Origin of the sequence: Enterococcus sp. DIV2402 (assembly GCF_017426705.2) — a bacterium.
GTDB classification, from domain to species: Bacteria; Bacillota; Bacilli; order Lactobacillales; family Enterococcaceae; genus Enterococcus_F; species Enterococcus_F lowellii.
Map to the genome: position 1 here is coordinate 1,252,488 of NZ_CP147251.1, position 23,565 is coordinate 1,276,052.

Annotated in this window: 24 protein-coding genes and 1 pseudogene; 15 read left to right on the top strand and 10 right to left on the bottom strand. The window is 35.1% G+C overall.

What is annotated here, in order from left to right:
* Window positions 1–22: 22 nt before the first annotated feature.
* A complete protein-coding gene (locus DOK78_RS06105) occupies window positions 23–781 on the bottom strand; it encodes a MurR/RpiR family transcriptional regulator (RefSeq protein ID WP_207941272.1) in 759 nt (252 codons plus the stop codon).
* A gap of 163 nt (window positions 782–944) precedes the next feature.
* Here DOK78_RS06105 and pfkB point away from each other — a divergent pair, with 163 nt between their 5' ends.
* The 10 genes from pfkB (at window position 945) to DOK78_RS06155 (ending at window position 11,617) form a co-directional block, all read left to right on the top strand.
* Window positions 945–1,871 carry a 1-phosphofructokinase gene (gene pfkB, locus DOK78_RS06110; RefSeq protein ID WP_207941270.1) on the top strand — a complete coding sequence of 309 codons (927 nt, stop codon included), beginning with the start codon at window positions 945–947 and terminating at the stop codon, window positions 1,869–1,871.
* A gap of 7 nt (window positions 1,872–1,878) precedes the next feature.
* Window positions 1,879–3,279 (top strand): PTS fructose transporter subunit IIC, encoded by a 1,401-nt coding sequence (locus DOK78_RS06115; RefSeq protein WP_207941268.1) that lies wholly within the window; start codon window positions 1,879–1,881, stop codon window positions 3,277–3,279.
* Between the two features lie 12 nt (window positions 3,280–3,291).
* On the top strand, window positions 3,292–3,738 hold the full coding sequence (locus DOK78_RS06120; RefSeq protein ID WP_207941266.1) for a fructose PTS transporter subunit IIA: 447 nt from the start codon (window positions 3,292–3,294) through the stop codon (window positions 3,736–3,738).
* A 4-nt stretch (window positions 3,739–3,742) separates the two neighbouring features.
* Window positions 3,743–4,750, top strand: coding sequence for a tagatose-bisphosphate aldolase (gene lacD / locus DOK78_RS06125; protein ID WP_207941264.1), 1,008 nt, complete (start codon window positions 3,743–3,745; stop codon window positions 4,748–4,750).
* A gap of 781 nt (window positions 4,751–5,531) precedes the next feature.
* Window positions 5,532–5,864, top strand: coding sequence for a PTS lactose/cellobiose transporter subunit IIA (locus DOK78_RS06130; protein ID WP_207941262.1), 333 nt, complete (start codon window positions 5,532–5,534; stop codon window positions 5,862–5,864).
* Window positions 5,857–7,257 carry a glycoside hydrolase family 1 protein gene (locus DOK78_RS06135; RefSeq protein ID WP_207941260.1) on the top strand — a complete coding sequence of 467 codons (1,401 nt, stop codon included), beginning with the start codon at window positions 5,857–5,859 and terminating at the stop codon, window positions 7,255–7,257. The genes DOK78_RS06130 and DOK78_RS06135 overlap by 8 nt, the downstream gene beginning before the upstream one ends.
* A gap of 5 nt (window positions 7,258–7,262) precedes the next feature.
* Window positions 7,263–7,553, top strand: coding sequence for a PTS sugar transporter subunit IIB (locus tag DOK78_RS06140; protein ID WP_207941258.1), 291 nt, complete (start codon window positions 7,263–7,265; stop codon window positions 7,551–7,553).
* 4 nt (window positions 7,554–7,557) lie between these two features.
* On the top strand, window positions 7,558–8,853 hold the full coding sequence (locus DOK78_RS06145; RefSeq protein ID WP_207941256.1) for a PTS sugar transporter subunit IIC: 1,296 nt from the start codon (window positions 7,558–7,560) through the stop codon (window positions 8,851–8,853).
* 95 nt (window positions 8,854–8,948) lie between these two features.
* Window positions 8,949–10,811, top strand: a complete 1,863-nt coding sequence (locus DOK78_RS06150) for a BglG family transcription antiterminator (protein WP_207941255.1) — start codon at window positions 8,949–8,951, stop codon at window positions 10,809–10,811.
* Between the two features lie 116 nt (window positions 10,812–10,927).
* Window positions 10,928–11,617, top strand: a complete 690-nt coding sequence (locus tag DOK78_RS06155) for an aspartate/glutamate racemase family protein (protein ID WP_207941254.1) — start codon at window positions 10,928–10,930, stop codon at window positions 11,615–11,617.
* A 62-nt stretch (window positions 11,618–11,679) separates the two neighbouring features.
* Here the strand turns inward: DOK78_RS06155 and DOK78_RS06160 are convergent, their stop codons facing one another.
* Window positions 11,680–13,062 carry an MATE family efflux transporter gene (locus DOK78_RS06160; protein WP_207941253.1) on the bottom strand — a complete coding sequence of 461 codons (1,383 nt, stop codon included), beginning with the start codon at window positions 13,060–13,062 and terminating at the stop codon, window positions 11,680–11,682.
* Between the two features lie 145 nt (window positions 13,063–13,207).
* On the opposite strand from DOK78_RS06160, the gene DOK78_RS06165 reads away from it, so the two are divergent.
* Window positions 13,208–13,963 carry a MerR family transcriptional regulator gene (locus tag DOK78_RS06165; RefSeq protein WP_207941252.1) on the top strand — a complete coding sequence of 252 codons (756 nt, stop codon included), beginning with the start codon at window positions 13,208–13,210 and terminating at the stop codon, window positions 13,961–13,963.
* Window positions 13,964–14,004: 41 nt separating this feature from the next.
* Here DOK78_RS06165 and DOK78_RS06170 read toward each other — a convergent pair whose 3' ends face one another.
* The 4 genes from DOK78_RS06170 to DOK78_RS06185 all read right to left on the bottom strand — a co-directional run bounded on the left by DOK78_RS06170 (window position 14,005) and on the right by DOK78_RS06185 (window position 18,479).
* Window positions 14,005–14,460 (bottom strand): DUF1307 domain-containing protein, encoded by a 456-nt coding sequence (locus tag DOK78_RS06170; RefSeq protein WP_207941251.1) that lies wholly within the window; start codon window positions 14,458–14,460, stop codon window positions 14,005–14,007.
* Between the two features lie 104 nt (window positions 14,461–14,564).
* Window positions 14,565–15,674 (bottom strand): alanine dehydrogenase, encoded by a 1,110-nt coding sequence (gene ald, locus DOK78_RS06175; RefSeq protein WP_207941249.1) that lies wholly within the window; start codon window positions 15,672–15,674, stop codon window positions 14,565–14,567.
* An 81-nt stretch (window positions 15,675–15,755) separates the two neighbouring features.
* Window positions 15,756–16,457: a C39 family peptidase gene (locus DOK78_RS06180; RefSeq protein WP_207941248.1), complete on the bottom strand. Its 702-nt coding sequence runs from the start codon at window positions 16,455–16,457 to the stop codon at window positions 15,756–15,758.
* A gap of 90 nt (window positions 16,458–16,547) precedes the next feature.
* The gene (locus DOK78_RS06185) at window positions 16,548–18,479 is read right to left on the bottom strand and encodes an ABC-F family ATP-binding cassette domain-containing protein (protein WP_207941246.1); all 1,932 of its coding nucleotides are present in this window, start codon (window positions 18,477–18,479) and stop codon (window positions 16,548–16,550) included.
* A gap of 212 nt (window positions 18,480–18,691) precedes the next feature.
* Here DOK78_RS06185 and DOK78_RS06190 point away from each other — a divergent pair, with 212 nt between their 5' ends.
* Window positions 18,692–19,342 carry a redox-sensing transcriptional repressor Rex gene (locus DOK78_RS06190; protein WP_207941244.1) on the top strand — a complete coding sequence of 217 codons (651 nt, stop codon included), beginning with the start codon at window positions 18,692–18,694 and terminating at the stop codon, window positions 19,340–19,342.
* 42 nt (window positions 19,343–19,384) lie between these two features.
* On the opposite strand, the gene DOK78_RS06195 is transcribed toward DOK78_RS06190, so the two are convergent.
* On the bottom strand, window positions 19,385–19,729 hold the full coding sequence (locus tag DOK78_RS06195) for a thioredoxin family protein (RefSeq protein ID WP_207941242.1): 345 nt from the start codon (window positions 19,727–19,729) through the stop codon (window positions 19,385–19,387).
* 268 nt (window positions 19,730–19,997) lie between these two features.
* On the opposite strand from DOK78_RS06195, the gene DOK78_RS06200 reads away from it, so the two are divergent.
* Genes DOK78_RS06200 through DOK78_RS06210 form a run of 3 tightly spaced genes read left to right on the top strand, consistent with a single transcriptional unit; the run spans window position 19,998 to window position 21,031 of the window.
* The gene (locus tag DOK78_RS06200; protein ID WP_207941240.1) at window positions 19,998–20,264 is read left to right on the top strand and encodes an IreB family regulatory phosphoprotein; all 267 of its coding nucleotides are present in this window, start codon (window positions 19,998–20,000) and stop codon (window positions 20,262–20,264) included.
* Window positions 20,264–20,695: a Holliday junction resolvase RuvX gene (ruvX, locus tag DOK78_RS06205; RefSeq protein WP_207941238.1), complete on the top strand. Its 432-nt coding sequence runs from the start codon at window positions 20,264–20,266 to the stop codon at window positions 20,693–20,695. The genes DOK78_RS06200 and ruvX overlap by 1 nt, the downstream gene beginning before the upstream one ends.
* Window positions 20,696–20,725: 30 nt before the next feature.
* Window positions 20,726–21,031 carry a DUF1292 domain-containing protein gene (locus tag DOK78_RS06210; protein ID WP_207941236.1) on the top strand — a complete coding sequence of 102 codons (306 nt, stop codon included), beginning with the start codon at window positions 20,726–20,728 and terminating at the stop codon, window positions 21,029–21,031.
* An 84-nt stretch (window positions 21,032–21,115) separates the two neighbouring features.
* Here DOK78_RS06210 and DOK78_RS06215 read toward each other — a convergent pair.
* The 3 genes and pseudogenes from DOK78_RS06215 to DOK78_RS06225 all read right to left on the bottom strand — a co-directional run.
* Window positions 21,116–21,238: pseudogene (locus tag DOK78_RS06215) on the bottom strand (site-specific integrase); the annotation flags it as partial.
* A gap of 371 nt (window positions 21,239–21,609) precedes the next feature.
* Window positions 21,610–22,179 carry a hypothetical protein gene (locus DOK78_RS06220; protein WP_207941234.1) on the bottom strand — a complete coding sequence of 190 codons (570 nt, stop codon included), beginning with the start codon at window positions 22,177–22,179 and terminating at the stop codon, window positions 21,610–21,612.
* 25 nt (window positions 22,180–22,204) lie between these two features.
* The gene (locus DOK78_RS06225) at window positions 22,205–23,083 is read right to left on the bottom strand and encodes a hypothetical protein (protein WP_207941233.1); all 879 of its coding nucleotides are present in this window, start codon (window positions 23,081–23,083) and stop codon (window positions 22,205–22,207) included.
* Between the last annotated feature and the right edge of the window lie 482 nt (window positions 23,084–23,565).

Consider the following 23,565-nt stretch of genomic DNA (forward strand, 5'->3'; position numbering starts at 1 on the left):
TATGAAAGGTGACGGTCTTTTTTTAACGTTTTATTTCTTGCTTCATTCGAATAACGTAAGAGTCTAACAAAATTCTAGCAATAACAGAAAGGGGCAATCGGGAACGGACTTCGTAGTCTGGAAAAAATGAAATTTCAGATTTGAATCCGACCAATACTAATTCGCATAAATGGGATAAGGGACTTTCTTTATTGGTTGTAATCGCGATAGTTCCAATTTCTTTTTGGTAACAATTTTGTGCAGCATCGACTAATTCTTCTGTTTCACCATTGAGTGAGACAAAGATGACAATATCTGTTTTCTTTAAATGCTTACTCATCGTTTTAATAATATTTGGATCCGTATGCAGTTCGCAATATTTATCTGTTAATTGAAATTTGATCTTCATTTCTTCTGCAATTAATTCTGAAAACCCTCTAGCAAAAATAATAATCCGTTCAGAGCTTTGGATTTTTTGAATCGCATCTTCAATCACACCGGTATGAATCATATTTAATGTACGAATGACTTCTTGTTCGTTTTTTAAAATCGAACGTTTAATTTCGCTATCAATTTTTTCGACATTTGCAAAATTAATCGTTGTATTTTGCTCGTCTTTTAAATGATGTTTAAATGCCGTAAATCCTTCATAGCCTTTTTTCTTCATCGTACGCACAATCGTGGAAGTGGATACATTTGCCAACTCGCTTAATTTGATGATGGAGAGATTCGGGATTTCGTGAATGTTTTTTGTGATGTATTTCCACAGGTAGGCCTCTGTTTCACTAAGTTTAACTTCCATTACCATCTTCCTTTCTCTAGGTATCTTTATTTTAGTTTGTAAAAGTAATTTTTTCTAGGAATCTTCCTCATTTAGAAAATATTTCCAAGCTTTTACTAGGATTAAGAAAACATTTTCAATAAAAAAAGCGCCATAATGAATATATCGATAGGAGGGAAGCAAGTTGTCGAATATCTATACATGTACTTTGAATTTAGCAATTGATTTATTTATTGAAACGGATTCGTTAAAACCGTTTGTGGTGAATCGTACGCAAGATGACGATATTCAGGCGAATGGCAAGGGTGTTAATGTGTCACTAGTTTTAAAAATGTTGGGGATTGAAAATACAGCTTTAGGATTTAAAGCAGGGTTTACAGGACAATATATTGATGATTTTTTAAGAGGAAAAGCGATTGGTACGGAGTTTATTGACGTACCGGGCTTAACTAGAATCAATGTTTTTACCCAAGTAAATGACACACAAGAGGAATTTAAACTTGTAAACAAAGGTCCTGAAATACCTGAAGAAAGTGTCACTCAATTTTTAGCTAGAGTTGAGCAATTACAAGCAGGCGACTTTCTTTGTGTCTCAGGAAGTTTACCGCAAGGCGTTGCACCAACGATTTTAATTGAACTTGCCAAACGCTGTCAGGAACGAGAGGTTTTTTTAATTATTGATAGTAGCTACAATGAAGTGTTGGCATGTTTACCTTATCAGCCCTTTTTATTGAAACCAAATGAAGAAGAGTTGGCAGCTTGGTTTGGTGTCACCATTGATACAAAAGAAGACTACCTTCATTACGGAAAAAAACTAGTGGCATTGGGCGCTCAAAATGTCTTGCTTTCTCTAGGCGGAGAAGGAGCATATTTCTTTAGTAAAGACGCTCTTTTATATGGAAATTCACCAAAAGGAAAAGTTGTCAATACAGCTTGTGCGGGCGATACTTTGTTGGGCACTTTTTTAGCAGGGATTTTAAAAAATGATGAATTGTCAACAACGCTAAAAAAAAGTTTAGCTGCAGGCAGTTCCACAGCGTTCAGAAAAGGTATTACGGATTTTTCAGATGTAGAAGAATTAGAAAAACAAATAAAAATTAGTGGGGAATGAAGTAGAGATGGCAAACTATCAAATTATTGCAGCGACAGGTTGTCCGACAGGTATTGCACACACGTACATGGCACAAGAAGCATTAGAACAAGCCGCAAAACGTAAAAATGTGTCCATTAAAGTTGAAACTCATGGTCAAATTGGAATTGAAAATGAGCTAACTCCGCAAGATATTGCAGAAGCAGATGTAGTAATTATTGCGGCAGACAAAGATGTTCATCCAGAACGTTTTGCTGGCAAACGCATTATTGATGTTTCTGTTAGTGCGGGCATTAAAGAAGCTGATCGCTTGATTGAAGATGCCTTGGCTGGTAAAGGGAAAGTTCTGGTTTCAGACACAGACAAAAAAGAGCAACAAGTAGAAGACAGCAGTTCAGGTATGAGCATTGGCAGAAGTATTTATAAGAATTTGATGAATGGTGTGTCGCATATGTTGCCGTTTGTCGTAGCAGGTGGTGTACTGATCGCTATTTCATTTGCCATCTGGGGAGTCTATTCATTTGACCCGTCAAGTGATCAATACAATCCAACAGCAGCAATGCTAAAAAGTGTCGGTGACGCATCAATGGGAATGATGGTTCCAGTGTTATCTGCTTATATTGCAGAAGGCATTGCGAAACGTCCAGGTTTGGTCGTTGGGTTCGTGGGTGGTTTAGTAGCGATGGCTGGTGGTACCGGATTTTTAGGTGGGATTTTGTCTGGTTTCCTTGGCGGGTATTTAGTGGTTGCCTTGCAAAAAGGATTGAAATTTTTACCGAAATCATTGGATGGTTTAAAAGCTATTTTCTTATATCCAGTAATTGGCGTTGGAATTATTGGTGTGATTATGTCTTTATTGGCGGATCCAATGAATGCAGTGAATCAAGGAATGATGGACTTTTTAGCAAGTTTTGAGAACTCGAATCCTTTAATTTTGGGATTAATTGTAGGCTGTATGTGTGCCTTTGATATGGGTGGTCCGATTAATAAGGCTGCTTATGTAACAGGAACAGCTTTATTAGCACAAGGGAATACCACCTTTATGGCGGGTGTTTCAGCTGCTTGTATTGCTCCACCGTTAATTACGGGGTTTGCGACATTATTCTTTGGTAAATATTTTGAAGCAAATGAACGCAATGCGGGGCTCGTGAACTTTATTTTAGGTTCAACGCACATTACAGAAGGAGCGATTCCCTTTGCAGCGAAGGATCCTGTCCGTGTTTTACCCATTATGATGATTGGTTCGTCAATTGCAGCAATTTTAACGTATATGTTTGGCGTTCAAGTACCTGCTCCTCATGGTGGATTTTTAGTATTACCAGTTGTGACAGGTAAATGGCAATGGGTAGTAGCCATTTTAGTGGGTTCAATTATCGGTGGCTTATTATTAGGACTATTACAAAAAAATCGCGTAAAAAAAGCAGCGTAAAGGAGCAAAAAAATGGTCAACGAAGAATTAATTTTTATTGATTTAGATTTAACAACACAAGCAGATGTTTTTGATTTTTTATCAGAAACAACAGTCGCTAGACAGATTGCGACAAACAAAAAAGATGTACAGTCAGCTTTAAAAAAACGAGAAGAAGAAGGCACGACGGGAATGATGGATGGGTTTGCTATTCCGCATGCCAAAAGTGATGCTATTACGAAACCAGCGATTCTTGTGATTAAACTAAAACAAGGAATTGAATGGGATAGTATGGATGGTCAACCAACGCAATATATTATTGCGATGTTCATCCCAACTGCTGAAAGTGGTTCAACGCATCTAAAAGTTCTTTCGCAAGTCGCAAGAATGTTGATGAAATCAGATTTTAAAGAGGAATTTGTCGCAACCGATTCACCAGTAGCATTAGCAACACTTATTTCAGAAAAATTGGAGGCATAATCAAATGAAAAAAATTAGTGTTAATCAGTTACAAAAATTAAAAAATACAAGTAATCAAGCAGGAATCATCGGTGCGTTAGCGATTGATCAACGTGGTGCATTGAAAAAAATGATTAACAACTACAAAGAAGCAACAGATAAAGATATTGAAGACTTCAAAAAATTGGTTTCAGAAGAATTAACGCCTTATGCAACATCCATCTTGCTAGACCCCGAATACGGATTACCAGCGGCCAGCTCACGTTCAGATAATGCAGGGTTACTATTAGCATATGAAAAAACAGGCTATGATGCATCAACACCAGGTCGTTTGCCAGATTCTTTGAATATTTGGTCAGTCAAACGTCTAAAAGAAGCTGGTGCAGACGCATGTAAATTCTTATTGTATTACGATGTTGATGAGAGTGATGAAATCAACGATCAAAAGAAAGCGTATATGGAACGAATCGGTTCAGAATGCGTGGCCGAAGAATTACCGTTCTTTTTAGAATTGGTTTCGTATGATGCAACTATTGCAGATACTAGTTCAAAAGAATACGCTCAAGTAAAACCACACAAAGTGAATGAAATGATGAAAGAATTTTCTAAGCCACGTTACAATGTAGACGTCTTAAAAATGGAAGTCCCTGTGAACATGAATTATGTTGAAGGGTATGGCGAAGAAGTGGTTTATTCTCGAGAAGAAGCCTTAAACTATTTCAAAGAACAAAGCCAAGCAACGGATTTACCATTTATTTTTCTAAGTGCAGGCGTTAGTGCGGAACTATTCCAAGAAACTCTACGTTTTGCTAAAGAAGCAGGTTCGACATTTAATGGTGTACTATGTGGTCGTGCAACCTGGGCAAATGGCGTAGAACCTTTTGTAACAGCAGGAGAAGAAGCAGCACGTCAATGGTTGCAAACACAAGGACGCAAAAACATTGAAGAGTTGAACGCTGTCTTAGCAGAAACTGCCAGCTCTTGGCACACTAAAATTCAAGTCAAAGAAGCCGATACACCAAGATTTTCTTAAAAAAAAGCGACTTTTTAGTCGCTTTTTTCGTGTTTTTCAAACATAAGCTAGTCTATAGTTATATTTGAAAAGCATAGTCAAGCGAGAGTGTGATTACTTGTATCAGCAAAAAAATTTCGTTCTGAGAATCAAAGAGTAGTTCTAAAAATATTCATTGTCCTATTGACGAGAGGTCCACTGTTTGGAGCTTAACACTGGGAAGTTGTTTTATTTATCTAAACCTGCAATCTTACGCTGTTTGCAGGTTGATTCTTCTGCAACATATTTTAAGACAGTCCAAAATTATTTGCGGGAATTTTTTTGAAAATTTTGTATAATTTTTTTCTAGCCATTTGATTTTACCTCTAATTCTTTCTTACTATATACACTATATTCTGGGAAATAGGTTCGAAAAATATCTGTATCGATAATACAAATATTATCTAGCATTTTAGTTGAAGAGGTAGTAACTAAGATGAGATGAAGAAAGATAAAAATAGTTTATAGATTGAATCTCTCAGACTGTCACCTAACTACTATGAACGGTGACGGTCTTTTTGTATTCATTTGTTGTGTTTCCTCTTATATTTTGGGTGTTAATACATTTTTCCCATAGTTAGTAATTGTAGCGGGTCAATTATTATGGGAAGACGGTTATCATGTTGTTAACTGATACGCTAAGGAGATAGCTTTTTAAGTTTTTGCACCAACTTTTTCCACTTTACTAGTGGAAAAGAATGATTTCATTGTGTAATGAAACCGTTTTATACTAAGCGTGTAAGAAAGATAAGGAGTTGAATTTATGGAGAATAAAATTAATACAGAGTTGGACTCGATGGCAATCATTTTACATGCGGGGAATGCGAAGAGCTCTGCTTTTGAAGCGATGATTGCAGTTAAATCTGGTGATAGCTTAACATATGAAGCAAAGTACCAAGAAGCTCGCGAAGAAATTATTTTAGCAAAAAAAGCCCATGCGGAACTTTTACGGAAATTATCTGCAGCTGAACGTATGGAAAATATTGATTTGTTACTGGTACATGCAGAGGGGCATCTATCCTCAACAGATATTGCTATTGAATTGATTGGTGATATTGGTGAACTATATAAATGGAAGGAGAGTTTTAATGGATAAGAATTTTTTATGGGGTGGGGCTACAGCTTCTTACCAATGTGAAGGTGCTTGGGATATTGATGATAAACAGCCTTCAATGTGGGATTGCTATTTACATGAAAACAATTTAGAAAATGGTGATGTAGCAAGTGATTATTACCATCGTTATGAAGAAGATATCAGAATGATGGCAGAAGGCGGACAAAATACTTATCGCTTCTCTCTATCGTGGCCAAGAATTATTAAGGATAAAGAAGGAACCGTCAATTTAAAAGGAATTGATTTTTATCATCGTATTTTAGATACGTGTAAAAAATATGGGATTGAACCATTTGTAACCATTTATCATTGGGATCTGCCACAGTATTGGGAATTAGAAGGTGGTTGGTTAAATAAAGAAACGTGTTACGCGTTTGAACAGTTTGCTAAAGTTTGTTTTGAACATTTTGGTGATAAAGTTAGCTATTGGACTACTTTTAATGAACCAAAATGGTTTATTGTAAATGGCTATTTTATTGGTAATTATCCTCCAGGTTTACAAGATGTTCAAAAAACGATGTATGGTGCTTATCACGTCATGTATGCAAGTGCTTTAGCAGTACGAGCTTTTAGAGTGGGAAATTATCAAGGCGAAATTGGGATCGTTCATAGTTATACACCCGTAAATGGCGTGGATAATACGATTGAAACGAAAATTGCGATGCGTTATGCTGATAATTATTGCAATAATTGGATTTTAGATACGGCGGCGTTAGGAGAATTTCCAATCGATTTGATTGCTAGATTGTCAGAAAAATATGACGTGTCTTTTATGAAAGCAGAAGATTTAGCGGTTATCAAAAACTATACCGTCGATTTTATTGGACTAAATTATTATGCACGTACGTTAGTAAAGCCTTATACAGAAGGAGAAACGCAACTTGTATTCAATCATTCGGGTAAAAAAGGTCAAAGTAAAGTGATTATTAAGGATTGGTTTGAGCAAGTCAAAGATCCAAATAGTGAATATACAGCATGGGATACAGAAATTTACCCGAAAGGCTTGCAAGATGGGTTAATTGAAGCATGGGAAAGATATGAATTACCAATTTTTGTTACTGAAAATGGCGTAGGTGTTCGAGAAGATGTCACGGTAGACTGTGTACAAGACGATTATCGAATCGAATTTATGAACGATCATATTAATGCAATCATGAATGCAATGGATAAAGGTGTAGATATTCGAGGGTATTATGCCTGGGCATCTTTTGACTTATATTCATGGAAAAATGGTGTTGAAAAACGTTATGGCTTAGTAGCCGTTGATTTTGGAAATGAACAAATCAGAAAACCCAAAGCATCTTATTATTGGTTCAAAGAGATGATTGAAAGTAATGCAAAAATAATCAAACGTAGAAAATTTGAAAAGGAATGAGTACAATGAAAAAAGTTATTTTAATTTGTAATGCAGGAATGTCTACTGGAATGTTGGCAAAAAAAATTGAAGCAGCTTCAAATAATTCTCTAGAGGTTAAAGCTTACAGTGAATCAGAATACAAAGATTATTTAGAAGGCGCAGATCTTGTTTTAATTGGACCTCAAATTCGTTTTTTACTGCCTCAAATAACCGCAAGTGTCAGTGTACCTGTTGAAGCAATTTCTCCTATGAAATATGGAATCATGGATGGAAAAGGTGTTTACGAAGATATTATCAAAATAATTGGAGGATAACTATATGGGCTTTGAATCATTAAGTGCAAGTATGGATAAATATATTTCTCCTCTTGCAAATAAATTAAGTCAGCAACGACACTTAAAAGCAACACGAGATGCCTTTATGTCTATGTTACCAATTACGTTATTTGGGTCGATTCCAATTATTATTAATGCAGCGCCGGTAACCGATGATACAACGAATAGTTTTCTTTTAGCATGGGCTGAGTTTGCAAACAATAATAGTATGATTTTGAATTGGCTTAGTGGTATAACCTTAAGTGCTATGTCACTATATATTTGTTTAGGTGTTACGTACTTTTTATGTCGTCATTATGAAGAAGACGTGCTACGACCAATCATGTTCGCCATTACAGGATTTTTAATGCTAGTGATGAAACCTTTGAAAATGGGGTGGGATGGCAAAGAAGTGGATATTAGTTTTATTGATGGACGCGGTATTTTAATGGCAATATTTGTTGCTATTGTGACAGTCGAGAGTTATCATTGGATGCGTAAAAAAAATGTTGGCCGAATCAGTATGCCTGATAGTGTCCCAGCATCATTATCCGAAACATTTGCTACTTTGATACCGGGAATGATTTTACTAAGTTTCTTTTCAGTAATCTTTATTATTTTCCATTTGCTGGAAACAACTGCGGTTGAATTTCTATACAAAATTATGGCACCAAGTTTTAGCGCAGCAGATAGCCTACCATTTACTATATTGATTATCTTTTTGGTTCATTTATTTTGGTTCTTTGGTATTCATGATGCTGCTTTGGCAGGAATATTAGGACCAATTCGTGATGGCAATCTCTCCATTAATGCAGCTGAAAAAGTTTCAGGAGGGGAACTATCACATATTTTTACAACGCCATTCTGGACGTATTTTGTAATTATTGGTGGTTCGGGTTCTGTGCTAGCATTATCTTTCTTGATGATGCGATCGAAATCAAAACAATTACGTACAGTAGGAAAAATTGGCTTCTTACCTTCGATTTTTGGTATTTCTGAACCACTTATCTTTGGTACACCATTAATGTTAAATCCGATTTTCTTATTCCCATTTATTTTCACATCCGTATTTAATGGGATTGTTACGTATTTATTAATGAGTTGGGGAATTGTGGGTAAAACATTTGCCGTTTTCTCTTGGCAAATGCCAGCGCCGATTGGAGCCTTTTTATCTACATTGGATTGGCGAGCATTAGTATTAGTATTTGTGCTAATTGTACTGAATGGAATAATCTACTATCCATTTTTAAAAATTTATGAGAAAAATCTAGTCACTTTGGAACAAGAAACAACTGAATAATCAGTTACTAAGCGGAAATCAAGTCTTAAATGACTAAAATGTTTCCGCTTTCGTTTTGAATAAAGTTATTATCAGAATTAAATGGAGGGATTGATTTGAATTCAATTGAAAGGCAGCAAGAAATTATTAATTTACTGCGTTTTGCACCAGATTACACATCAACGGCAAAAGAACTGGCAGAAAAATTAAACGTTTCTTCAAAAACTATCAGAAATGATATCTTACAAATGAATCAACAAGTAAAGCAACCAATCATTCTTTCAAAAGCTGGTAAAGGGTACGAACTCACTTCTTTAGCTATGAATATAGAAGCACCTGTAAAAGAAGATGTTCGATTTTTATTGTTGTCGCAAATGATTGAAAAACAATCGGTAGATATTTTTGATTTAGCAGATTCATTGTATGTTAGTGAATCGACGCTTGATCGTTTAGTAAAAGAACTAAACATAGTTATTACTGAACAAGATAAGCAATTGTTAATTAAGAGAAAAAATAATCAATTATTTATTAAGGGAGAGGAAGTCGAAAAAAGAAAATTATTTAATATTTTTTTGAATCAAGAAATTGAAACAAATAAATTAAGTTTAGACAAATACAGTAATTATTTTAAATTTTGTGATTTAAGACAGTTATCAGAAGTAATTATAACTTTTCATGAAGAAAATAATATGTATCTCAACGACTATTCAACAATTTCATTTGTCTTGCATATTGCTGTATTGATTGAAAGAGTGGCAAATGGAAGTGTATTGCCAGAGAGTAAATCAAACATACAGGAAAATTTAAGTGATAGAATGGCCGTTGCTTTGATCGCACGACTAAAAGAGCAGTTAGGTATTTTATTACCTGAAAATGAGATACCTTATATCAAACGACTATATCTTGGGAAAATTTATAAAGAAGGAACAGAGGAAGCTTATTTAACCAAATTTGTTGATGATATCTTAGAAAAAGTTCATCAATTGTATCGAATTGATTTTTCAACAGATGAACAATTTAAAAATTATTTGACATTGCATCTCTCCGGTTTATATACCAGAGGAACACAAGGTAGATATTTAACCAATCCTTTAATCGAAGAAATGAAAGGAAAATTTCCTTTTATTTATAATATTAGTGTCTATGTTGCGGCACTGGTTCAAGAAGAGCTAGCTATCATTTTTCCTGATGATGAAATAGCTTATATTGCTTTACATTTTTTATCGGCTTCAGAAACATTGAATAGAGGCAAGAAGAAAAAAGTAGTGGTCGTTTGTCCGTATGGTATTGCGAGTCAGAGAATAATCCAAAAAAAATTATCTAAAATTACGGATTATACGATTGAGATTGTAAAATTTGTTTCTGCATTACAAATGTCATTATGCGATGAGGCTGACATTGATTTAATTATTACCTCAGAATCATTGGAAAAAAATAGTAAAACACCTATTTTTAAATATTCGTCATTTCTAACTGATGAAGATATTGTACAAATTGAAAAAATTTTTTTGAGACAAGAAAAGACACTGACGGTACTAGATACTTTTTTCAAAAGAGAATTATTTTTTCCAAATATGAATTTTGAAACCAGAAAAGAAGTCATTGCTTTTTTATGTGAACAATTAAGTGATAAGAATTACTGTGAACCAGATTACTATGAGAAAGTTTGGAAACGTGAAATGCTTTCAAGTACGTCTTACGGTAATTATTTTGCGATTCCTCATGCAATTAAACGATGTGCGAAGAGAAATGCTGTGTCAATTTGTTGTTTGGATAAGGCAATTGATTGGGATGGGAAAAAAGTGAAATTGGTATTGTTGCTTTCTTTGAAGGAAGAAAGGGAAGATATGTTTGAAGAGCTGTTTGTTCAATTAGTAGACATGTTAGACGAAGTTAGGTTTGTTAAAAAATTATCTAGACAACAGTCCTTTGAATCATTTATAAAATTATGTCAAAGTTCTATTGAAATGTCTGAGTAAAAAAGGAGTATTTCAGAAGGATTGCTACGATTTTTTTACTTTGCCCTAACAGGCAAGCTCTTTTTTAAGTTAGCGTGAATTGTGTTAAACTATCAGAAATTAATGGAGGTGGAGCAATGAAAACAATCGGTTTAATCGGTGGAATGAGTTGGGAGAGTACAGTGACGTATTACACACGAATCAATCAATTGATTAATGAACAATTAGGCGGTTTACATTCTGCTAAGATTTTATTAGCTAGTGTCGATTTTGATGAAATTGAAAAGTGCCAACTGGCGAATGAATGGGAAAAAAGTGGAGAAATTTTAGAAAAGGAAGCCCAAAAATTAGAACAAGCAGGGGCTGATTTTTTAATGATTTGTACGAATACGATGCATAAAGTTGTTCCTCAAATTGAAAAGAATTTGTCGATTCCTATTTTGCATATTGCAGATGCAACCATTGCAGAACTTCAACAGCACGGCATAAAAAAAGTAGCACTGTTAGGAACAAAATACACGATGACACAAGATTTTTATAAACAAAAAATTATTGATAGTGGGATTGATGTCTGGATACCGAATGAAGATATTGAGCGTATCAATCAAATTATTTTTGAAGAATTATGCCATGGGAAAATTTTAGCATCTTCTAAAGCCGCGTTTTGTCAAATAATCGACAAAGCAATTGCAGAGGGAGCAGAAGGCGTGATTTTAGGTTGTACGGAAATTGGTTTGTTGATTCAGCAAGCAGATGTTTCATTGCCAGTATTTGATACAACGGAAATTCACTCACAAAAAGCAGTCTTATTTGCATTAGAAAAATAAAAAAATAGCCAAATGATGTAGAGCTACACTGTGCACTCGATATCATTTGGCTGGTTTATTTTTTAAGCTTCGACAACAATATTTTCTAACCAAGCATCAGATTTCACTAAGAAATAACCAATGATACATTTTAAGGCTTCGGTCATCTGGCAAATGAAATACACCCAAATGATTGGTAGAGAGGTATGCGTACTTAATAGATAGGCTAATGGTAAGACAATGACCCAAATAAAGACACTATCAAATAAAAAGGTAATAATCGTTTTACCACCTGAACGTAAGACGAAATAACTGACATGATTAAACGCATAAAATGGCATACAGATTGCGCCAATCGTAATAAAATGACCCGCTAAATCTTTAACTTCACGACTTGTATTATAAATTTCTGGAAAATGAGGAGCGATAATAATCATAATAATTCCCATAATCGTACAACTTACCACAGAGAAGAAAATCAGCTTGCGTGCACTGTCTTTAGCTTCTGCCATTTTATTTGCACCTAATAATTGTCCCACTACAATTGCAGCAGCTCCACCTAAGGCTAAGAAAATAATGTTAAAAATATTCGATACTGTTGAAGCAATATTCATTCCTGCAATAACACTTAATCCTCGAATAGAGTAAGCTTGTAAGACAATTGTCATACCACAGGCCCAAAGAACTTCATTTAACATTAAAGGAGAACCTTTTTTGATGATTTGTTGGATCAGTTGTTTAGGAATATGAAAATTGCGAAAGGCACCGACAATAAATGGATTATCCATATTGTGGCGGTGGACCCAAACAACGATAATTGCACATTCAATGATTCGCGCAATAACGGTTGAAATTGCGGCTCCTTGCACGCCTAGTTGGGGTGCACCGAAATTTCCAAAAATCAATAGATAATTTAAAAGCGTATTTGTGACTACGGCCACGCTACTTGCAAACATCGGGACAATCGTTTTTCCCATTTCCCGTAAGGTACTTGCATAGGCTTGCGAGATAGAGAAGGGAATTAGACCGACCAACATGGTTACTAAAAAGGATTGACCAGATTGTAACGCAAGTGTTAAATTACTACTGGTACCATCATTGTGCAGAAACAATGAAATTAAAGGGATCTGCATAGTGAAAAGCAGAAGCATACCCAGTAAAGAAGCAATAATTCCTGCAACTAACTTAAAACGAAACGCATTTCGCATCCCCACAAAATCACGTTTTCCATAATATTGAGTGCCAAAAATACTAGCACCTGAAACAATACCAAAAATACATAAATTAAAAACAAAAATAAGTTGATTAACAATTGCTACGCCAGACATTTGTTCAGTACCAATTTGTCCAACCATAATATTATCCAAAAAATTGACTAAATTTGTTACCCCATTTTGAATCATTACTGGAATTGCAATCGTTAATACCGTTCGATAAAAAGCTTTATCTCCAATAAATTTTTTCATTGTTTTTCCTATTCACTTCCTTTTTTAGAACATCTCTTGTATTGTACATGAAATAAAAAAAGGTACAAGCAAAAAAAATAAATTTTTTTACTTGACCTTCTCGTAACGGAAAGGTTTATGATAAGTTTGTCAGGAGGGATAAGACATGGAATATACGATAAAAAAAATAGCCAATTTATCGGGTGTCAGTGCACGGACATTACGCTTTTATGATGAAATTGATTTGCTGAAACCAGCAAGAGTTAATTCATCGGGTTATCGTATCTATGGTCAACAAGAAGTCAATCGATTGCAACAAATTTTATTTTATCGAGAACTAGATATGAAATTAGAAGAAATTAAAGAGATTCTCGATAATCCTGACTTTAATGTTGAACAAGCCTTAATGGAGCATCAAGAAAAATTATTAGCAAAACGACGAGAAATTGATCGTTTGTTAGCTTCTGTTCAACAAACAATGCATTATTATAAAGGAGAGATTGATATGACAGATCAAGAAAAATTTACAGCGTTTAAAGAACAAAAAATTGCAGAAAATGAAGCAAAATACGGCGAAGAAATTCGTGAGAAATATGGGAAAGAAACCGTGGAACGTTCAAATCAAAAATATTTGAACTTAACAGAAGAACAAATGCAGGAAATGACGGAGACAGAAACACAACTATTTGCAAAAATCGAGATGTATTTACAACAACCGGAAATTGAAAGTGATCTTGCAAAAGAAATTTGTGAATTACACAAAAAATGGTTGAGTTTCACTTGGCCGGCATACTCAGCTGAAGCTCACAAAGGTTTGGGAATGATGTATGTTGCTGATGAGCGTTTCACTGCTTATTATGATGACAAACATGCAGGCGCAGCACAAGCATTAAATGATGTGATTCAGTACCATGCAAAATAACAAAAAAGGCGTTCATGCGATTGCTGCATGAACGCCTTTTTTTATTCTTTCAATGTATATCCCTGGTTTAGCATTAGTTCTTCACTTTTTTTCATACTGATTCCTTGGCTAATATCACCTTCAATAGTAAAACCATCAATGTTTTTAACCTGTTCGTAATCGATATCAGCATAGGTAATTGTAATTTCTTCAACAACCGGATCCCTCTCGTAATCAATAGAATAATCAATTCCCTTAACATCACGATACTGACTAGCATACGGTTCAAGTGTTGCTTCTGCTTCCGCAGCATTTGTAGCACCTAGATACTCGTAACTAACCAAATTTTTCGTGGTTTGTCGCGTTACGTCATCATCTTTGTAATAATAAGTAATTTCAGAGGTATAACCTTCCGTTTCTGAGACAAATACTTTTTTCTCTTCACTACTACTACTATTACAACCTACCATAAAAACTAGAGCAACGATTGTCATTCCCAAAGCTAACAACTTTTTCATACCAAACAACTCCTCTATTTATAGTTATATGTTTTATTGTACCAATAAATAGGTAGAATGGCTTAATATTCGCTTGTAGGACCTTTTACAAGAAGGCTATTTTTTTAGAGTAGTTCATTTAATGAGGTATAAGGTAAAGACAAGTCACTTGCAACAGCTTCATGAACTAAGTGGCCTCGGTAAGTATTCACGCCACGGAAAAGGGCAGCATCGGATTTAATCACTTGTTCAAATGTGCCATTAGCGAGCTTTTTAGCAAATGGCAAGGTAGCATTGCTCAGTGCGTAAGTGGCTGTTTGGGCAACTGCTCCCGGCATATTTGCTACGGCATAGTGGATGACATGTTCTTCAATGTAGGTTGGATTATCATGTGTGGTTGTTTGACTTCCTGTCTCAAAAATCCCTCCTTGATCAATGGCGATATCAACGATAACTGAACGGTCAGGCATATCACGAACCATTTCCCGTGTTACTAGAGTGGGCGCTTTATGACCTGGAAGTAAGACAGCACCTACCACTAAATCGGCAGTTCGTAATTGCTGATGGATATTGAAGGTATTTGACAATAGCGTTTGAATTTGTCCGTTAAATTGCGCATCTAGTTCTTTCAAACGATTAATATTCACATCCAGAATAGTTACGTTTGAACCTAATCCATAAGCAATTTTTGCTGCATTCGTTCCAGCGACCCCACCACCGATAATGACCACATTGCCTTTACGAACGCCGGGGACACCTGCCAATAAGATACCTTTGCCTCCTTGAGGACTTTCTAAAAATTCTGCCCCAATCTGTGCTGCCATCCGACCAGCAATTTCACTCATAGGAGCGAGTAAAGGGAGTGAACGGTCATTTAGTTGAACGCTTTCATAAGCAATCGTATTAACTTTGGCTTTTAATAACGCGTCAGCAACCGGCTTGTTAGCTGCTAAATGTAAATAAGTAAACAATAATAAATCTTCACGGAAATAGGCGTACTCTTCTGGGAGCGGTTCTTTCACTTTCAAGACCATATCAGCGGACCAAGCATCTTTTGCATGAGCAATCGTTGCTCCAACTTGTTGGTATTCTTCGTCAGAAATCGCAGAACCCACACCGGCATTGGTTTCGACAATCACTTGATGTCCAGCTTGAATTAATTCGTAGACACCAGATGGCGGTAACGCAACACGATTTTCATTGTTCTTGATTTCTTTTGGTATTCCAATTTTCATAAAAATCCCTCCATTATATTCTCTCTCTAGTATAGAGGAAAAGAATCTTGATTACAAATTCACAATGAAAAAAGCAATCAATTAAATGATTGCCCAATAGTTTTGAATCGTGTTTGTTAGTTCGGAAGGTGTGTATACTTTTTTGTAGTGTTCTGTATCTGGTGAATCTAAAGGATCTAATACTCGTAGGTTCCCATCTTTTGTGCGAACAATGACGGCGAAGTGTTCATTTGAATAATCGTCAGGAGTTAAGGCTATGATGACAGGTTCACCGTTTTTCAAGTGGGTCTCAGCTTCTTCGTAGTGATAGCCTAAATTACTGATAGAAATACCATAGTTTTCACTAGCTTGTTCGAAAAATTTCCATTTAAGTGTATTATCAGAGTTAAAATAATCTTCAGAGATTAACTCATAAATGACTTCATAATCATAATCCAACTCTTGCTGATAGGAGAGAACCATCATCATCGATGCAATGGCACTACCGTGTGTCTCCATCGTTAAAGAGTTGGTATAATCAATCACTTCATTTTTCCAGCGTTCATCAGTTTGTAAATATAAGGGGACTTTGATGCCGTCTGCTTTTAGTTGTTGTGTTGCTCGATAGGAAAATTCGGTATAAGGACCTTCTTCATAATAATTGTCTTCAATAGGGGTTGTCGGTTGTTCATAGGCTTGTACGTCATAACTATGGATAGCATTTCGAATACCAAAGCTAACTATGCCGCTACCAATCAATAGACTACCAAAAACAATCATGCCCCAATTTCTTTGTTTTTTCACAAGTGAACCTCCTTAATTTCATTTACTATTCATTAAACCAAACTCAGTAAAAAAAAGCATCGGACTTTAGAATGAAAAGTCCGATGCTGGTTAATTTAATTCCTCTAACTCAAGACTTAATGTTTCCCATTCTTCCATTAATTGTTCTTGACGTTGTTGGGCAGTTTCAACAAACTGATTCAATTCATTTAACTTTACATGGTTATTTAAGATTTCTGGTTCAGTCATTTGAGTTTGAGAAGTTGTAATTTCTTCATCTAATGTTGCTAATTCTTCTTCTATTTTTTCAATTTTACGTTTTAAGTTACGGATAATTTTTTGTTGTTCTTTGCTTTGTTGAAAGTTTTGTTTTCCTGTTGAAACGGTGACAGTCTCTTCTTTTTCTTCTAAAAGGGCCGCAATTTCCGCTTCTTCTTGTTTCTTTTCTAAATAATAGTCATAATCACCTAAATAAAGTTTACTACCATTTTCAGAAAGCTCAATTACTTTTGTCGCAATACGATTAATAAAGTAACGGTCATGAGAAACGAAGAAAAGCGTTCCTTCATAGTCAATTAAGGTATTTTCTAAAACTTCCTTGTTGTCGATATCTAAATGGTTGGTGGGTTCATCAAGAATTAAAAAATTTTCTCGATTCATCGCTAATTTTGCTAAAGCGACCCGAGCTTTTTCGCCACCACTTAATAAAGCGATGGGTTTGTCAACATCTTCACCAGAAAATAAGAAACCACCTAATGCGGTTCGAATGTCTACTTCAGGAGTTGTTGGATGTTCATCCCATAATTCTTGCAAAATAGTTTTATTTTGATGTAAATTCGTTTGTCCTTGATCGTAATAACCAGTCGCAACATTGGCACCAAATGTTGCTGCACCACGGATAAAAGGCAGCTCACCAATAATTGATTTCAATAAGGTTGATTTTCCAATTCCGTTAGGCCCGACTAAGGCAATGGCGTCTTTACGACGGATATCCAGATTGATTGGGTCTGATAAAATTTCTTCTATTGAATAACCAATGGCGGCATCTTCCACTTGTAAGACGATATTACCAGAAGGTTTTTCGATATCAAATAGGAAATGAGCCGATTTTTCATCCCCTTGCGGTCGGTCTAATCGATCCATTTTTTCTAATTGTTTGCGACGACTTTGTGCCCGTTTGGTTGTCGAAGCACGCACTAAGTTTCGAGCAACGAAATCTTCCAGTTTATTAATTTCGGTTTGTTGTTTTTCATAGGCTTTCCAATCACTTGCTAATTGCTCTGCTTTTAAGTCCAAATAACGGCTATAGTTTCCTTTGTAATGACGCATTTTACGACGGCTAATTTCATAAATCTCCGTAACAACTTTGTCTAGAAAATAACGGTCATGTGAAACGATTAGAAGGGAACCTGAATAATTTTGTAGATAGCCTTCTAACCAAGCTAATGTCTCAATATCTAAGTGGTTAGTTGGTTCATCGAGAATTAGAATATCTGGACTTTGCAATAACATTTTGGCTAATGCTAGACGAGTTTTTTGTCCACCAGAAAGTGTAGCTATTTTTTGACTGTAAAAAGTAGCATCAAATTGAAAACCATGCAATACAGAGCGAATTTCATTTTCATATCCATAGCCATTTTTTTCCGAAAAGTCATGTTGTAAACGATCGTATTCTTTTAAAATAGTTTGATAGTCTGGCGTCGTTGGATCTGTCTCACTAATAGCAATTTCCAATTCACGCATACGTTTTTCAATTAGCCGAACTTCAGCAAAGGCATCGAGCATCTCTTCCCAAACGGTTGCGTTTGAAATTAGTCCCGTATCTTGAGCTAAATAGCCCATAGTAGCAGTTTTATTTTTAGCTATCGTACCAGCATCAGGTGCTTCGATACCAGCGATAATTTTTAAGAAAGTTGATTTACCAGCACCGTTTCTACCCACAAGTCCAATGCGAGCACGGCTACTAATTTCTAATTGAAGATTTTCAAAAAGAACCTCAGCACCGAAGAGACGGGCGATTTGGTTGGCTTGTAATAAAATCATAGTATCCTCACTTCTAAATTCTTTTCATTTAATGGACGAATCAGTGTTAGTCTATCACATTTTCTAAGACTTAGCGAGATGGCTAAAAAACGATTTGCAAGAAAATTCGTGAAAATCGCTTATTTTTGAGCAATCAAATTGCTTTTTTTTAGTTCTTTTTGATATGATACTCTTTGTACTAGTGAAGATTTCACAAACGGAGGTCTATAAAAGTGAAAGAAAATCAAATACCAAAGGCAACAGCGAAACGATTGCCTCTATATTATCGCTATTTGCGAATCTTAAATAATGCTGGAAAGAAAAAAGTTTCTTCGACTGAATTGAGTGAAGCTGTTCAAGTTGATAGTGCAACTATTCGCCGTGATTTTTCTTATTTTGGCGAATTAGGAAAACGTGGTTACGGATACGATGTTCAAGATTTAATGCAATTTTTTGCTAAAACATTAAATGATGATCAAATGACAAATGTTGCGTTAATTGGTGTTGGGAATTTAGGAAGCGCGTTACTAAAATACAAATTCCATCAAAGCAATAGCATCCGCGTGAGTGCGGCATTTGATGTAAATCCTGATATTGTAGGACGTATTGTAGACGGTATTCCAGTTTATCCAATGACGGATATGAAAGAACAGATTGCGATTCAACAAATTGATATTGCGATTTTAACTGTTCCTGCACAACGTTCACAAGATGTGGTGAATGAATTAGTAGAAGCTGGCATTAAAGGGATTTTAAACTTTACACCGGCTCGTATTACAGCACCAAGCGATGTGTTAATTCAAAATGTCGATTTAACAAATGAATTACAAACTTTAATTTATTTCTTACATTCTGGTTCAGAAGGCGAAACGATAGCAGAATAACAAAAACACCCCAAATCATTTTTTTTGATGATGGGGTGTTTTTTAGCTGAAAAGTTCATCATAACTAACCGATAGATTTATAGACTGGTAGTTTTTTACAAGTTCCTCTAGTTTTTTGAAATCAATAAAACGTGCTTGACGATGCACTTCCTTGCCTTCAAAAAAGAGCAAAATAACTGGAGCAGTCAAAACTTGAAAAGTACTTGCAACTTCAGGATGCGTATTAGCATCGAGATGAAACATTGGTAACGAACTATTTTTGAATAATTGTTCAACTTGTGGCTTTACAGCATGACAGACACTACAATTGGGCATAGATAAATAAAGTAAAACTAGTTGTTTGCTTGCAATTTGGTCTTGTGCATAGGTAAACGTAACTGTTTGCATGTGTCCATTCCTCCTTGTATGTACTTTAGAATAGAACCAGTCATCTCGTCAATCATTTAAAAAGAAAAAGAGGAGATAACGAACAATTACATGTTATTTTACAGTAATTTAATAGAAAACAAAAAACTAGTAGTAAATTCATAAATTTATCACAAAAATAAATTATAGTAAGATAAAAGTAAAGTATTTGTTTGTAGTTTCTGGTGATGTTTAGTACAATAGACAAGGAGAAGTCGCAAACTTATTCGGAGAAAGAGGTGTCATATTAATGGGTTTTACAGATGAAACGGTACGTTTTGATTTTGATGATAGTCGAAAAAAAGAAGTAAGTGAAACGTTAGCGATTGTGTATAGCGCACTAGAAGAAAAAGGGTACAATCCAATTAACCAAATCGTGGGTTACTTACTTTCTGGAGACCCGGCTTATATTCCTCGTTATCGCGAGGCTCGTAATTTGATTCGTCGCCATGAGCGTGATGAGATTTTAGAAGTGTTAATTCGTTTCTATTTAGAAAATCATGGGGTCAATCTATAATGAGAGTAATGGGACTGGACGTTGGTTCACGAACAGTAGGTATTGCTGTCAGTGATCCAATGGGATGGACCGCTCAAGGTGTAGAAATTATTCGAATTAATGAAGATGAAGGCGAATTTGGTTTTGACCGTTTGAAAGAACTGGTTGATCAGTATGAAGTCAATCAATTTGTCGTTGGTCTTCCTAAAAATATGAATAACACGATTGGTCCAAGAGCCGAAGCTTCTATGGCTTACGGTAAAAAAATTGAAGAGCTTTATCATATTCCTGTTACCTATCAAGATGAGCGTTTAACTACTGTTCAAGCAGAACGGATGTTGGTGGAACAAGCTAACACATCACGTGCTAAACGTAAGAAAGTCATCGATAAAGTAGCAGCAGTAATGATTTTACAAAACTATTTAGATGGCGCAGGCAAAAAATTGTTTTAAACTTAACACAAGGAAAGAGGAAAAAAGAACATGACAGAACATACACATGATCATAACCATGAAGGACATGAACACATTACTTTAGTAGATGACCAAGGTAATGAAACACTTTACGAAATCTTATTAACAATTGATGGTGAAGAAGAATTCGGACGCAATTATGTATTATTATATCCAGCTGGAGTACCAGAAGACGAAGAAGTAGAATTACAAGCATATGCTTACGTTGAAAATGCCGATGGTACTGAAGGCGACTTAGAAGAAATCAAAACAGATAAAGAGTGGGACATGATCGAAGAAGTGTTCAACACTTTCATGGCTGAAGAAGAAGAATAAGCTTTAAATGATTGCTGAACCCTTGATGGATAAGGGTTCAGCTTTTTTGTGTTTTTGTTTGAACACGAGATTGAATACGTTCTGCTAGAAATTTAGGTGCTCTGCAAGCTTTTCTACGGTTTTTTCTTTGGTTTCTTTAGTTAAGTGAGCGTAAGTATCCATTGTTAATTTAAGTGATGAATGTCTAAGGCGATTCTGAGCTTCCTTCGCAGTAAAGTTTTATCGCAATCTGCTCTATAGGTACTTCTTTTTGATTCCAAGTATTGGAAGAGACTTTCTAGTTGATCCCGTTAAAGCATTTTGCATGTCTTCTACGCTTTCAGGCTGGTAAGTATCAACAATGGACTGGGTTAACTCTACAGATTTTTTGTCTCGTTTTTTTCTAATCACTCCTCGTTTAATTTTGGATGAAATTAAAAAGAAAAACTGTGCAGCTGCTTCATCTAGAATTAGCAACTTACACAGTTTATCTTATACCCCCATTTTGTACATCTTAAAAAGGCTTTATCAACATTTTAAATTTAAAAAGTAGTTTAAATAGGATTTTGGCTACCAAATCACTTATATCTTGCAGTGTTTCAATCCATCATCTGATATTCATGAGTATACAAACCATTTGCTAATGATACCTCATGAATTAATTTTTCCGTTGTTTCATCAGCTGTGATGTAAATAATACACATTTCTCCAACAAAAAGTAACAGAGATAAACTAGGAACTGAAATTATTGTTGCGTCATGGTCATTTAACGAATAAATAATCGCTTCGTCAAGTGTTTTATAGTCTGTCGTAGTAGCGGCTAATTTAAGTAAAGTAAAATCTTTCTCTTCAAATTGTGTACGTTCTAAGAAAATAGTATCTCCATAACCCAAGATAGTCATCAATGAACGTCTAAATCTTTTTAAATAGTCGAAATAATTATTTCGTTGTTTTTCATCAGTAGAATATCGATTAAAGTCAAATTCGTATAAATAAAGCTTGCTATCCATTCTCTTTGGAAGATGATCAATGCATTTATACAGATACTTTTTCTTAGGCGTTAAATACAAAAAATGTTCTGACATAAACCCCGGCTCACAAAGATTCTTCTCTTCAAAAATTTGTTTTCCATGGGTATAAGATTCTCGATATAACTCTTCATTTGACATATAGTTCCTCACTTCATTTTATATTTTATTTTGAAATTATTTTTCCGTTTCCATCAACAGAAGCCTTTCGATTTCCTTGTTTATCTTTTATTTTCCACTTCTTTCCCGCGTGATTAGTATCATCCTTTTCCTTTATCCAACCAGACTTAGGCTCTTTCCATGTAGGTCTATTACGTCCAGTTACTTTTTGATTAAAATCTCTTACTCTTACATTTCCGTTTGCATCTAGTAAACGTTTAGGAATACCATATTTATAGACTATATAATCAACATAAGTGACAGATTTTTGATAATTATATGAAGTTGTAGACTTAGTTTTTGGTCGAGGTTTTGAGTTTACGTAGTTTCTAATTGAAGTATATGCCCAGTGCCCCGCTTTTACAATATTTTTTGAGAGAATATAGGTACCATAAACTGCTCCTACTGATGCAACTGCAACGACTGCGACTTGACCAACTCCCGGTACAGGATATAACCAAACCGTTGCTTGTCCTATAGCTGGGATAAAGAATGCCGTCCCGACACTAAAAGTACCTACACTTGGCTGATCATCAGTAAGTTTCACTTCTAACTCAGTTGGCTCCACCATTCCATCTAATAGCTCTTCAAATTCCTCTGGAGTATAATAAATACCATCAATGTAAACACCAGTATCTGTGAATTCAACGTCAGGATTATTTTCATTATTCAAATACTCAACAATAAAATCAGTTAAAGACTCCTCATTCAAATCTTCATCTAGAACCTCAGGCAACTGGTCAGTATCATCTTCCTCTGAAAATAATTCCTCCACAGTATTTTCAGAATTTACAATGTTATCAGCGTAAACCATGCTAGCCCCTGAATGCATAACAACAGACAATGGTAAAATAAGTGACATGAATACAATGATGATTTTTTTCATTAATAAAAACGCCTTTCAATTTTATAATCAGAGTATCTTCTTTTTTTTCTCGTTAAAATCAAAAATAGCCCAAACGTTGAATATCTTGTCCTGAACGTTAAGAAATTTAGTACTACCAGAAGGTATATCTTTATTCTCTTTACATCAACGATTTATTTACCGGACGATAGAAAATTAAAAATATGGCATAAATAGTAGATGGAGAGCTATTCTTCAATCAGCCAACTTGCCATGTTGTGGTAATGATTTGAGGTAATGACAGAATATAATTTTATCTAACGCAGTGGAATTATATGAATCATTAAATACTGATTCCACACGTTTTATTCCTCTGTAAAACATTATAAAACAAAAATTTGTTTAACCAGGTCTTATGATTTCTTACCAAAAGCACGCCACGCAACTTGAATACGACCAGAAAACCAATCAATAAGAATTATCATCAATAAAGTGATTAACTCTATTCAAAAATCATTTAAATA

Excerpts from the sequence above, each read along its gene's own strand:
- DOK78_RS06105 (WP_207941272.1), bottom strand. The coding sequence starts at position 781 with ATGGAAGTTAAACTTAGTGAAACAGAGGCCTACCTGTGGAAATACATC.
- DOK78_RS06115 (WP_207941268.1), top strand. The coding sequence starts at position 1,879 with ATGGCAAACTATCAAATTATTGCAGCGACAGGTTGTCCGACAGGTATT.
- DOK78_RS06120 (WP_207941266.1), top strand. The coding sequence starts at position 3,292 with ATGGTCAACGAAGAATTAATTTTTATTGATTTAGATTTAACAACACAA.
- lacD (WP_207941264.1), top strand. The coding sequence starts at position 3,743 with ATGAAAAAAATTAGTGTTAATCAGTTACAAAAATTAAAAAATACAAGT.
- DOK78_RS06130 (WP_207941262.1), top strand. The coding sequence starts at position 5,532 with ATGGAGAATAAAATTAATACAGAGTTGGACTCGATGGCAATCATTTTA.
- DOK78_RS06135 (WP_207941260.1), top strand. The coding sequence starts at position 5,857 with ATGGATAAGAATTTTTTATGGGGTGGGGCTACAGCTTCTTACCAATGT.
- DOK78_RS06140 (WP_207941258.1), top strand. The coding sequence starts at position 7,263 with ATGAAAAAAGTTATTTTAATTTGTAATGCAGGAATGTCTACTGGAATG.
- DOK78_RS06145 (WP_207941256.1), top strand. The coding sequence starts at position 7,558 with ATGGGCTTTGAATCATTAAGTGCAAGTATGGATAAATATATTTCTCCT.
- DOK78_RS06155 (WP_207941254.1), top strand. The coding sequence starts at position 10,928 with ATGAAAACAATCGGTTTAATCGGTGGAATGAGTTGGGAGAGTACAGTG.
- DOK78_RS06160 (WP_207941253.1), bottom strand. The coding sequence starts at position 13,062 with ATGAAAAAATTTATTGGAGATAAAGCTTTTTATCGAACGGTATTAACG.
- DOK78_RS06165 (WP_207941252.1), top strand. The coding sequence starts at position 13,208 with ATGGAATATACGATAAAAAAAATAGCCAATTTATCGGGTGTCAGTGCA.
- DOK78_RS06170 (WP_207941251.1), bottom strand. The coding sequence starts at position 14,460 with ATGAAAAAGTTGTTAGCTTTGGGAATGACAATCGTTGCTCTAGTTTTT.
- ald (WP_207941249.1), bottom strand. The coding sequence starts at position 15,674 with ATGAAAATTGGAATACCAAAAGAAATCAAGAACAATGAAAATCGTGTT.
- DOK78_RS06185 (WP_207941246.1), bottom strand. The coding sequence starts at position 18,479 with ATGATTTTATTACAAGCCAACCAAATCGCCCGTCTCTTCGGTGCTGAG.
- DOK78_RS06195 (WP_207941242.1), bottom strand. The coding sequence starts at position 19,729 with ATGCAAACAGTTACGTTTACCTATGCACAAGACCAAATTGCAAGCAAA.
- DOK78_RS06200 (WP_207941240.1), top strand. The coding sequence starts at position 19,998 with ATGGGTTTTACAGATGAAACGGTACGTTTTGATTTTGATGATAGTCGA.
- ruvX (WP_207941238.1), top strand. The coding sequence starts at position 20,264 with ATGAGAGTAATGGGACTGGACGTTGGTTCACGAACAGTAGGTATTGCT.
- DOK78_RS06210 (WP_207941236.1), top strand. The coding sequence starts at position 20,726 with ATGACAGAACATACACATGATCATAACCATGAAGGACATGAACACATT.
- DOK78_RS06220 (WP_207941234.1), bottom strand. The coding sequence starts at position 22,179 with ATGTCAAATGAAGAGTTATATCGAGAATCTTATACCCATGGAAAACAA.
- DOK78_RS06225 (WP_207941233.1), bottom strand. The coding sequence starts at position 23,083 with ATGAAAAAAATCATCATTGTATTCATGTCACTTATTTTACCATTGTCT.